Origin of the sequence: Croceibacterium salegens (assembly GCF_009827435.1) — a bacterium.
Lineage (GTDB): Bacteria > Pseudomonadota > Alphaproteobacteria > Sphingomonadales > Sphingomonadaceae > Croceibacterium_B > Croceibacterium_B salegens.
The window spans coordinates 49220-59713 of record NZ_WTYM01000063.1; the positions used below are offsets into that span (position 1 = coordinate 49220).

Here is a 10494-nt window from a genome sequence, read left to right on the forward strand (position 1 = left end):
CGTGCCTGTGGCCAATCCCCTCCACCGCACTGCGTGCGGTCCCCCTCCCCGTGCCGGGGAGGATTTACCTGCCTTGTCCCATCTGCCATCCCCGCCTCGATGCCCTACGAACCGCCGCCAGACCTTGCCGCGCTATCGCTGATCGAGATCGCCGAGGCGGTCGCGGCGCGCAGGCTGCCGCCGGTCGAGAAGTGGGATCCGCCCGAGACCGCCGACAGCCACATGCGCATCGCCGCCGACGGGACCTGGTTCCACGAAGGCCGCCCGATCGGCCGACCGGCGATGGTGCGGGCCTTCTCCACGCTGCTCATGCGCGACAAGGACGGTCAGCACTGGCTGGTCACGCCCGAATGCAAGCAGTCGATCGAGGTCGAGGACGCGGCGTTCGTGGCAGTCGATGTGAAGGCCGAGGGCGGTGCGCTCGCCTTCCGGCTCAACACCGACGACATGATCGTCGCCGGGCCGGACAACCCCTTGCGCGCCGAGGGCGATCCCGATGTCCCGGCGCTCTACCTCGCGGTGCGGCGCGGGTGCGAGGCGCGGCTCAACCGCTCGACCTACCTCCAGCTTGTCGACATCGCGCTGGCCTCGGGCGGCAACCTCAGCGTGACGAGCCAGGGCGCGACCTTCCCATTGGTGCCTGCATGAGCCTCCTGTTTGAGCGCCTCTCGCGCCTGTTCCACGAAAGCAGCCATGTCGGCCCGATCGGGTTGCGCGACGACAGCGCCTTCGCCCCGCCCGAGCTGCGCCCGGCCGCAGTCCTGATCGCGGTTACCGACCGCCCCGAACCCGGCGTCCTCCTGACCCACCGCCCCGACACCATGCCGAGCCACCCGGGACAGGTCGCCTTCCCCGGCGGCAAGCTCGAGCTTGGCGAGGACGCCATCGCCGCCGCCCTGCGCGAGGCGCACGAGGAACTGGCGATCCCGCCGCAGAAGGTGCGGGTGATCGGAGAGGCCGACAGCTTCGTCACCGGATCGGGCTTTTCGCTCACCCCGGTGCTCGGCATGGTCCCGCCCGATCTGCCGCTGGCGCCCGACCCGCGCGAGGTGGCCGACTGGTTTGAGGCGCCGCTGCGCTTCGTGCTCGACCAGGCCAACCACGTGCGCAAGCTGGGGATGTTCCGCGGGCACGAACGGCCCTACACCGAGATCGACTGGCAAGGGCACCGGATCTGGGGGATCACCGCGGGCATTCTGACCAACCTTTCGCACCGCCTCGCCTGGCAGGACCTCGTCGATGGCTGAGCTCAAGGCCGACTGGATGGCGCGCGAGGACCTCGCGGCGCTGGTCGCGGCGCTGGGACCTGGCACCATGCGCTGGGTCGGCGGCGCGGTGCGCGACACGCTGCTGGGCCATGCGGTGAAAGACATCGACGCGGCGACTCCGCTCGAACCGGCAGAGGTTGTCACCCGGCTCGATGCGGCGAAGATCCGCTCGGTGCCGACCGGCATCGACCACGGCACGATAACCGCGATCCTCGACGGCGGACCGGTCGAGATCACCACGCTGCGCCACGACGTCTCGACCGACGGACGCCGCGCAACGGTGAAGTTCGCCAGCGAGTGGAAGGACGACGCCGCGCGGCGCGATTTCACCATTAACGCGCTTTATGCCGACCCGGTGACCGGCGAGGTGTTCGACTACTTCGGCGGAATGGCCGACCTGCAAACGGGCCGCGTACGCTTCATCGGCGATGCCCGCGAGCGCATCCGCGAGGACCACCTGCGGGTGCTGCGCTATTACCGCTTCCAGGCCCGCTTCGGCGCCGATCTCGACCCCGAGGCCGAGGCGGCCTGCATCGAGCTTGCCCCGATGCTCAAGGGCCTGAGCCGCGAGCGCGTCGGCTGGGAACTGCAGAACCTGCTCGAAATCGCCGACCCGGTGGCGACGGTGCGGCGGATGTACGACACCGGCGTGCTCGGCGTGGTGCTGCCCGAAGTTGCGGACGAGGGGATCGCCGCGTTCGTCGCCCTGGTCGGCGCCGAGCACGAGGCCGGGCTGCCGCCCTCGCCGCTGCGCCGCCTCGCCGCGCTGCTGCCGGCGGACGAGAAGGCCGCGAGCCAGGTCGCGTCGCGCCTGCGGCTCTCGACCGCCAACAAGAAGCGCCTCACCATCGCCGCGCGGCGCAACGGCGCGCCGGGCGACCCGCACGTGCTGGCCTATCGCCTCGGCCGCGAGGCGGCGATCGACCGGCTGTTGCTCGCCGGAGAAGACCCCTCCCCGCTGAGCGGCTGGGACATTCCCGAACTGCCGCTGAAGGGCGGCGAGATCGTCGCGCGCGGGATTGCCGCCGGGCCGGAAGTCGCCCGCGTGCTGCAAGCGGTCGAGGAACGCTGGATCGCCGAGGGCTTCCCCGCGCGGGAGCGAGTCAAGGCCCTGCTCGACGCGGAACTCGCCGGTCGTAAGGCAAACTGAACGCCCGCTTCATCCGGGCTTCACCTAACTTTAGTTAGAAAAGGACTTGCCAACCCGGTCTCCAGCCGGAAAGGTACGGCAGTCCGCCCCGCGGGCACCTTGCGGTCATCGGCCTTGTCCGGTGAGAGCGCTTAGGCCCGGCGGGTCGCTGCTCCCCACCGCACCCATATTCATCGGCCGCCTGCGCGCGATGTCGCGTGCGACAGGCCGTTTTAGACAACCCTAGAGGGGGAAATACATTGAACCTGACCAAGACCATTTTTGCCGCCGCCCTGATCACCTTCCCCGCCGTTGCCAGCGCGCAGGACGTGGGCGCGACCGTGATGGGGAATGACGAAGCCGCCGTCGGTACCGTCGTTTCGAACGACGGCACCAACGTGGTGATCGACACCGGCAAGCACAAAGTGCCGCTGGCCGCCGCGAGTTTCGCCAACAACGACGGAGTCTACTCGGTCAACATCTCTAAGGGCGAACTCGATGCGATGATGGACAAGGCTGCCGCCGAAGCCGCTGCAAAGGTGCAGGCCGCGCTGGTGGTCGGGGCCCCGGTCGTCACCGCCGACGCCAAGGCGCTCGGCACGGTCGACCAGATCGACGGCACCAATGTGGTCATCAAGGGCGAGGACGATTTCATCGTCACCCTGCCCTCGGAAATGTTCGCCGTGAACCAGGACGGCGCGCTGATGGCGCTCGCCAACCTGGCCGACATCCAGCGCGCGGTCGAAGCTGCCGGCGGCTAAGCCAGCCCGGCCCAACCCGAGGAACGAGGGGGCGTCCGGAGCGATCCGGGCGCCCCTTTTCCTTTGGCTCACGGCCCTAGAGTTCGGGCACCGTCTCGACCTCGGCAACCTGCTTGCCGGGCTTGCCCTTGACGCGCTCCCATCCTGCGACCTCGTAACCCTGTTGTGACAGGCACTCGGCTTCCGCCTTCTTGATACGCGACTCCTTCTTGCCACGCTCGATGCGCGAGATGCCCCAGACGAGGCCGACGACCGGGACGGCCACGACCGCCGCCGCGCCGACCGCGGCCGACGCGCCCCAAGCTGCACCACCGGCCGTCGCACTGCCGACCGCAGCCGTTCCCGCCCCTGCCGCGACCTTGGTGGCATAGCGCTTGCCGCCGAGCGGAGCGGCGGCGATGCGGCAATCGGCCAGGACCTGTTCGTAAGTCGCGCCGTCGGCAGGCGCCGCGGCGAGTTGCGGCGTGAAAGCGCGCGGCGTGGTGGAACAGCCGGAGACCAGCACGCTGGTCAGGGCGAAAGCGATCAGTGTTTGCTTGTGCATTGTCAGTCTCCCGGTTGGGCCACCGCATGTGCGGTGGTTCGGGAGCTAGGCTGCGAGGGATGACTCGATCAGTTGCAGCGGCACACGCAACGGTTGCGCACCTGGAATCCTGAGGTCGGTTCAGCCCTCGAGCTGGCCCGGCGGGGTCATGCCGCGCAGCAGGCGGCTGACGGCCGAGACCGTCAGGAACAAGTCGCCCCCGGCCGCTGCCGCAGTGGGCCCGGTGTCGCGGAACAGGTGGCTGCGCACTTCCTCGCTGATATCGGCTTCGTCCTCGAAGGGATCGTTGAGGCCCATTTCCGAGCAGATGCGTTCGTCTTCGCGCGGGTCGCCGGTCAGGTCCCCCACGCGTTCGAGCAGGATCGGCATCGCCGTCGGAGTTCTCGCGGCGTCGAGCGCGGCGTGCAGGACGAGCCCGTCGAGCCGCGTCACCTTGGGCAGCGAGACCCCCTTGAAGATCAGGAACAGCGGGGTGAACCCGACCATCGCATCGAGCATGGCGAACAGATTGCCTTCGAGCGGCAGCGCCCAGCCCTTGAAGGTGAGTCCCGCCCCGCCCATCGTCACTTCGAGCAGCCCGAAGCCGCCCTTCCGGATCATGCCGTAGTCGTGGAACACCCGGTCGGGCATGACCAGCGAGGGCCTGACCGTGCGCCAGAACCCCTCGTAGGCCGCGCCGCGCCGCTCGGTCTCGATCCGCGCCTCGACCACGCAGTTGAGGATGCCGCCACCCACCGCCGTGGGCGGCTCGACCGAACGGTGGGCGAGCGCCGGATCGACGCCGACGAGGTCCGAGAACGTGTCGATGTCGCGCTGCCAGTCGTGCATCGAAAAGCCCGGCACCCGCTCGGCGACGAGTTCGGTGATGCGGGCGAGGTTGTGCTCGGTCGGCTTGACCGTGCCCGCGGCCCAGCGGCCGACCAGCGACTTGTCGACCTGCAGCAGCGAAGCCGCACGCGCCTTGCTGATGCCCAGCGCGAGGAGGGCGATGCGAAACAGGACTGAAAAAGCCGGAGCTTCGCCCATCACCGCGATATCATCCGGTTCCGCCGGTCCTGCAATCGAAATCTGCCGGGCCCGGGAACGGCAATCATTGCGATTCTGGGCGAAGCCATGGTGGCCAATTGCCCATGTTCGAAATCGGCGCATACTCACCGGGCGGAGATCACAGGCTGGATGAAGACATGGCTGGACTCAGAGGACGCCGGAAGGCGCTTATCGGCATTGTCGCAGCGGCGTCGGCGGGACTGCTCTCCAGCAGCGTTTCGGCCGTGACCCTGACCGACCTCAGCGCCGAGCAGTTCGCGTCCACTTATGGCGAATATGCTCCGAATGGCGACTGCTCGCGCGGCGCCATGGTCAGCCTCTACCGGTCAGGGCTCACCTTTCACGTTGGCGGGGTCGACCGGCACGAAGCCGCGTTCGAATATGCGACGACGTTTTTCGGTCCCGACTACGAGGGCATCGCGTTCGTGCTGTTCCCCTTCCCGATCAGCGCTGACGAACCGGGGCACGTCCTGATGTACGTCAATGCTGAAGAGGTGCCCGGCCAGCTCATGTTCGAGGAGAACCTCGGTCCGGGCGAAAGCTTCACGCCGTTCGAAGCCGAGCTGGTTCGCTCGTCTCCGCTCATGTTGTGCAAGAGCGACTAGGCGCAGGGCAGCTTCAGAACCGGTTGTCCTTGGGGAAACCCGTCGGCGGCAGGCGGCCCGCGGCTCCGCGCGCGACCTTCCACAGGTGGATCTCGCTCTCGGTGCGGGTCCGGCCGGTTTCGCCGCCCATCGTCCATGACAGGCCGTCTTCGAGCCTGAAGGTCGTCGCGTCGCTCAGGCCGCCGTCGCGGTAGCGCTGCAGGGTCACGCCCTGCCCGCGCGCCATCACGGGCATTTCCTCGAGATTGAAGACCACCAGCTTGCGGTTGTCGCCGACCACCGCGACGTGGTCGTGTGCCGCGTCGATCGGGCGGGCGACGACGAGCTTGGCCTTGTCCTTGAGGTTGACCACCTGCCGGCCCTTGCGGGTTTCGGCGAGCAGCTCGTCGGTCACCGCCGCGAAGCCCTTGCCGGTCGTCGCCGCGAGCAGGAGCTGCAGTTCCGGCTTGTGCACGATCAGGCTGACCACCTGCGCCTCGGCGTCGATGTCGAGCGTGTTGCGGATAGGTTCGCCAAAGCCGCGCGCGCCGGGCAGCTTGTCCGCCCCGACGGTGAAGAATCGCCCGTCGTCGGCGGCGATCAGGAGCTTGTCCGTGGTCTGGCAGTGGACCGCGAAGGCCGGTCCGTCGCCTTCCTTGTACTTGAAGTCGCCGCAGCCGTCCGCGCCCATGTCGACGTGGCCCCTGGCGGCGCGGATCCAGCCCTTCTGCGAGAGGACCACGGTGACCGGTTCCTTCTCGATCATTGCGTCCATGCTGAACTCGACCGTCGTGGCCGCCTCGGCGATCCGCGTGCGGCGCGCGCCGAGCGCGGTATCCTCGTCGTAGTCCTTGCGCAGCGCATTGAGGTCGCGCTTGAGCCGCGTGCGCTGGCGCGCCGGGCTGTCGAGCAGAGCCTCCAATTCGGCGCGCTCTGCCAGCAGCTCGTCCTTCTCCTGCCGCAGCTGCATTTCCTCGAGCTTGCGCAGGCTGCGCAGCCGCATGTTGAGGATCGCCTCGGCCTGCCGGTCGGTCAGGCCGAATTCGGCCATCATCACCGGCTTGGGCTCGTCCTCGGTACGGATGATCTCGATCACCCGGTCGAGGTTGAGGAAGGCGATGATGTAGCCTTCGACCAGTTCGAGACGGTCGGCGATCTTCGCCAGCCGGTGGCGGCTGCAGCGCTGCAGGATGTCGATCTGGTGCAGCAACCAGTTTTCGAGCAGTTCCTTAAGCCCCATGACCATGGGTGTGCGCGTGGCGTCGAGCACGTTGAGGTTGAGCCCGAAGCGCGTTTCGAGGTCGGTCAGCTTGTAGAGCGATTCCTTGAGCAGCTCGGGGTCGACGTTGCGGCTCTTTGGCACGAGCACGATGCGCACCTGCTCGTCGCTCTCGTCGCGAACGTCTTCGAGGATCGGCACCTTCCGGTCGGCGATCGCCTGGGCGATCTGCTCGATCAGCTTGCCCTTGGGCACCTGGTACGGGATCTCCGAGATGACGAGTTGGTACTGCCCGCCGCCGAGCCGCTCGATCCCCGCTTCGCGGTCGGCCTCGTCCTTGGCCTCGGCGGCGAAGAACCGCCCGCGCACGCGGAAGCTGCCGCGCCCCGTTTCATAGGCGTTGCTGATCGCCTCGGCGCTGTCGACGATCAGGCCGCCGGTGGCGAAGTCCGGCCCCTGCATGAGCTCCATCAGGCGGCTGTGCTCGACATGCGGGTTGTCGATCAGTTCGAGCGTCGCGTCGATCACTTCGGCGACGTTGTGGCTGGGGATGCTGGTCGCCATGCCCACCGCGATGCCGCTCGCCCCGTTGGCCAGCAGGTTCGGGAACAGCCCGGGGAAGAGCGAGGGCTCTTCCTCCTCGTTGTTGTAGGTCGGGACGAAGTCGACGGTGCCTTCGTCGAGCCCGTCCATCAGCTGCATCGCGGTCTTCGTCAGGCGGCATTCGGTGTAGCGTTCGGCGGCGGCGTTATCGCCGTCGATGTTGCCGAAATTGCCCTGCCCCTCGACCAGCGGATAGCGCAGCGTGAAGGGCTGCGCGAGGCGCACCATGGCGTCGTAGAGCGCGAGGTTGCCGTGCGGGTGGTACTTGCCCATCACGTCGCCGACCACGCGGCTCGACTTCTTGAACGCGCTGTCGGACGACAGGCGCAACCCGCGCATGCCCCACAGGATGCGGCGGTGGACCGGCTTCAGCCCGTCGCGCAGGTCGGGCAGCGAACGGGCGGTGATCGTCGAGAGCGCATAGACGAGGTACCGCTCCGACAAGGCGCTGTCGAACGGGGCGTCGACGATGGCGTCGAAAGGGTCTTTCTCGTCGTCGATAGTGGCAACCATGGGCTTGGCCGTAGCAGCGGCTGCGGGCCGGCGTAATCGGATTCCTGCGGCAATCCACACTCGCTGCTGCCTGCGTGGCCAACTTGGCGCAACTGGCGCTGCTTCGCCGCATCGTTGACATGTTATACTATATCATCCTATTGAAGCGACGTTAGCTTTCGGGGAGAGAAGCATGACGTCGAGAAACATGTGCGTCGCCGCCGCTGCACTTGCCATTACCGGTTGCGGAGGATCGGCATACAAGGCCGCCACCGCAGACCGGTCCGCACCTCAGGCCCAATTCGGCTTCAGGGAGGCGCTGGAAACTTCTTCGATCTTACCGGACCTGCCCGCCCCGCCAGAAGAAAGGGTCGCGAGCGCGGAATATATGGTGGATGAGCCCGATCCCGATGTCCGCCCGCCGATGCCGGCGGGAATGCCGCAGATCGCCTACCGCTACGATTACGGGTTTCGGGTCGATCCCGAGAAGCTCGTCGCGGTCGAACAGCAGCATTCGGACCTCTGCACAAAGCGAGGGGCGCAAGTTTGCCGCCTGATATCCATGGAGCACTTCGGTGCGACCGGAGACTACGCCCGGGGTGAGTTGCGCATGGAAGTCCGCGCCGACCTTGTGCAGGAGTTCGGCAAAGCGCTTTCCAGATCCGCCGAATCCGCGGGAGGTGAGCTCTTCTCGTCATCGGTGAGCGGAGAAGACCTCTCCAAGGATATCGTCGATACGGAAGCGCGGCTTCGCGCCCGCACGCTGCTGCGCGATCGGCTGATGGAAGTGCTCCGCAGTCGCAAGGGAAGCGTCGCCGACCTGATCAAGGCAGAGCGCGGCGTGACGGACGTGAACGAAGAAATCGACCAGGCACAAAGCTGGCTCGCCGAGATGAAGGGACGTGTCGCCTTCAGCAAGATCACCGTCGATTACAGTTCGGCCTCGCCCAGTGGCGGAGGCTTCTGGGAACCGATCCGCTGGGCGTTCGGATCCATGGGCACGACGCTCGGGCGGACGATTGCAACACTCCTGCTGTTCGTGACTGCCCTGTTGCCCTGGCTGCTGCTCCTCGCCGCACTGGTCTGGGCATGGCGCAGGAGCGGCTTGCGCCTGTGGCCGCTCCGCCGGAAGCGACCTGCAAGCTTCGCCGAAGGGAACGGGCAAGTCGACGCCGCTGGCTAGGATCTCGACCGAAAAACTTGCCGGTTGGCGAATTGTTTTCAGTCCCTCTTGAATTATGGCCAAAATGAGGCACCATTGCGGCGACATTGGGGCAGCAATCGTGCTCGACGCCCCAATTCGGGTAAAGGAGCGTGCGATGAAGAAGGCATTCCTTTTGGCCTGCGCTGGTACCTTGGCGCTGGCGGCGTGCAGCGAGGCGGGCGACGAAAGCGCTGTGAGCTATGAGTCCGCCGAGGAAAGCGCCGCCGCCGACGCCGCATACGAGGCCGATAGTGCCCCAGCCACGCAGGTAGCCAGCGGTTCGGAATTACCCTCGGCCCAAGCGGAGATCCCCGTCTCGATCCCGCAAATGGCCTATGTCTTCAATTACGGCTTCCGCCTGCCGGGCGACGGCATCGCCGCGCTGCAGCAGAAGCACGCCGACCTGTGCGAGGCGCAGGGACCGTACACCTGCCGCATCCTGTCGCTGCGCCAATCGGGCGACGAAGGCGACTATGCCTCGGGCTCGCTGACCCTGGCTGTCGCCTCCGACAAGGCGCGCGGGTTCGGCGAGAAGCTCGCCGCCTCGGTCAAGGATGCCGGCGGCGAGCAGGTTTCCTCGACCATCGACGGCGAGGACCTGTCGAAGAACATCGTCGACACCGAGGCCCGGCTGCGCGTCCGCACCGTGCTGCGCGACCGGCTGCTCGAGGTACTCAGGACCCGCAACGGCAAGGTGTCCGAACTGGTCGAGGCCGAACGCAGCGTGGCGCGGGTCAACGAGGAGATCGACCAGGCGCGTAGCTGGCTCGAAGAGATGCGCGGCCGGGTGGCGTTCAGCCGGGTGGAGATTTCCTACCAGTCGTCAGCTCCCGCGGCGGGCGCCTTCCTCGAACCGATCCGCGGCGCGGTCGGCTCGCTCGGCGGCATCTTCGGCATGCTCGTCGCCGTGCTGATCGTGCTGGCCGCGCTCGGCGTCCCGCTGGTGCTCGGTGCGTTGGGCGTCAGGTGCCTGCGCGGCTACCTTGGTCGCTGGCGGGGACTGGAGGGTGAAACTGCCTGAGCATGATAGCTGGACGTCCGCAAATGGGTGGAAAGCGGACGTTAGACGAACACGCTTATCTCGCCCCCACCAAGAGCGATTACCCACATTCCTCCAAGGTCAGGAGGTAGGTCTATCTGCCACCCCTCGTATCCTGCCGAGTTATTGAATGCATCTAGTCTTAGATTGCCTTCGAACATAACGGTGAGGTCACCGGTTTCGTCGTCAATTGTGATGCCGATTATGGGTTTCCCGGCCAGCAGCCGGTTAGCTTCAACCTCTCCGTCCACCGGAGAAGGCAAGCCGAACTTCTGACCGTCATCCTCATCCGCGAATGCAATCCGCCCTTGGGCAACAATTCGCCATGGAACCCCAAGTGAAACAACCCCGCCGCCATCAATGTTGCCAGCCCAGTCCCCCTCCCGGCGCTCGATCATCACGCACCTGCCGAGAAGGTTTTGTTCAAGCCGCTGTATCAACTCGTCCATGGGGCTTTTTTGCATGCGCCTCAAACGTCCGCAATTGGGGTCGTTAGCGGCTGGTCCGTTCTTGGCGCTCTGCCAGCTCGCCGTTCAGGTCACGAACTGGGTGGAAAGCGGACAGCCAACGGTGAATTTTGTCTCCCACCAATATGGAGAGGAAC

At 66.6% G+C, this 10494-nt stretch carries 11 protein-coding genes; 7 read left to right on the forward strand and 4 right to left on the reverse strand.

Features of this window, described 5'->3' with window-relative positions:
- Positions 1-99 precede the first annotated feature (99 nt).
- The 4 genes from GRI89_RS17685 to GRI89_RS17700 all read left to right on the forward strand — a co-directional run bounded on the left by GRI89_RS17685 (position 100) and on the right by GRI89_RS17700 (position 3158).
- Positions 100-648, forward strand: coding sequence for a DUF1285 domain-containing protein (locus GRI89_RS17685; protein ID WP_159798407.1), 549 nt, complete (start codon positions 100-102; stop codon positions 646-648).
- Complete coding sequence (locus GRI89_RS17690) at positions 645-1247, forward strand: CoA pyrophosphatase (protein ID WP_159798409.1); 603 nt, start codon at positions 645-647, stop codon at positions 1245-1247. Before GRI89_RS17685 ends, GRI89_RS17690 begins: the two co-directional genes overlap by 4 nt.
- Positions 1240-2418, forward strand: a complete 1179-nt coding sequence (locus tag GRI89_RS17695) for a CCA tRNA nucleotidyltransferase (RefSeq protein ID WP_159798411.1) — start codon at positions 1240-1242, stop codon at positions 2416-2418. The genes GRI89_RS17690 and GRI89_RS17695 overlap by 8 nt, the downstream gene beginning before the upstream one ends.
- Positions 2419-2657: 239 nt before the next feature.
- Positions 2658-3158 (forward strand): hypothetical protein, encoded by a 501-nt coding sequence (locus tag GRI89_RS17700; protein WP_159798413.1) that lies wholly within the window; start codon positions 2658-2660, stop codon positions 3156-3158.
- Between the two features lie 76 nt (positions 3159-3234).
- Here GRI89_RS17700 and GRI89_RS17705 read toward each other — a convergent pair whose 3' ends face one another.
- Positions 3235-3702 carry a hypothetical protein gene (locus tag GRI89_RS17705; RefSeq protein WP_159798415.1) on the reverse strand — a complete coding sequence of 156 codons (468 nt, stop codon included), beginning with the start codon at positions 3700-3702 and terminating at the stop codon, positions 3235-3237.
- Positions 3703-3822: 120 nt separating this feature from the next.
- Entirely contained in the window at positions 3823-4728 is a 906-nt protein-coding gene (locus GRI89_RS17710; protein WP_159798417.1) for a hypothetical protein, read from the reverse strand.
- A 158-nt stretch (positions 4729-4886) separates the two neighbouring features.
- Here GRI89_RS17710 and GRI89_RS17715 point away from each other — a divergent pair, with 158 nt between their 5' ends.
- Complete coding sequence (locus GRI89_RS17715) at positions 4887-5354, forward strand: hypothetical protein (protein ID WP_235913559.1); 468 nt, start codon at positions 4887-4889, stop codon at positions 5352-5354.
- Between the two features lie 13 nt (positions 5355-5367).
- Here GRI89_RS17715 and parC read toward each other — a convergent pair whose 3' ends face one another.
- On the reverse strand, positions 5368-7668 hold the full coding sequence (gene parC, locus GRI89_RS17720; protein ID WP_159798421.1) for a DNA topoisomerase IV subunit A: 2301 nt from the start codon (positions 7666-7668) through the stop codon (positions 5368-5370).
- 172 nt (positions 7669-7840) lie between these two features.
- Between parC and GRI89_RS17725 the strand changes: the two genes are divergently transcribed.
- Both GRI89_RS17725 and GRI89_RS17730 read left to right on the forward strand, forming a co-directional pair.
- Positions 7841-8830 carry a DUF4349 domain-containing protein gene (locus GRI89_RS17725; protein ID WP_159798424.1) on the forward strand — a complete coding sequence of 330 codons (990 nt, stop codon included), beginning with the start codon at positions 7841-7843 and terminating at the stop codon, positions 8828-8830.
- 136 nt (positions 8831-8966) lie between these two features.
- The gene (locus GRI89_RS17730) at positions 8967-9872 is read left to right on the forward strand and encodes a DUF4349 domain-containing protein (RefSeq protein WP_159798426.1); all 906 of its coding nucleotides are present in this window, start codon (positions 8967-8969) and stop codon (positions 9870-9872) included.
- 41 nt (positions 9873-9913) lie between these two features.
- On the opposite strand, the gene GRI89_RS17735 is transcribed toward GRI89_RS17730, so the two are convergent.
- Entirely contained in the window at positions 9914-10339 is a 426-nt protein-coding gene (locus GRI89_RS17735) for a hypothetical protein (protein WP_159798428.1), read from the reverse strand.
- Positions 10340-10494: the final 155 nt, after the last annotated feature.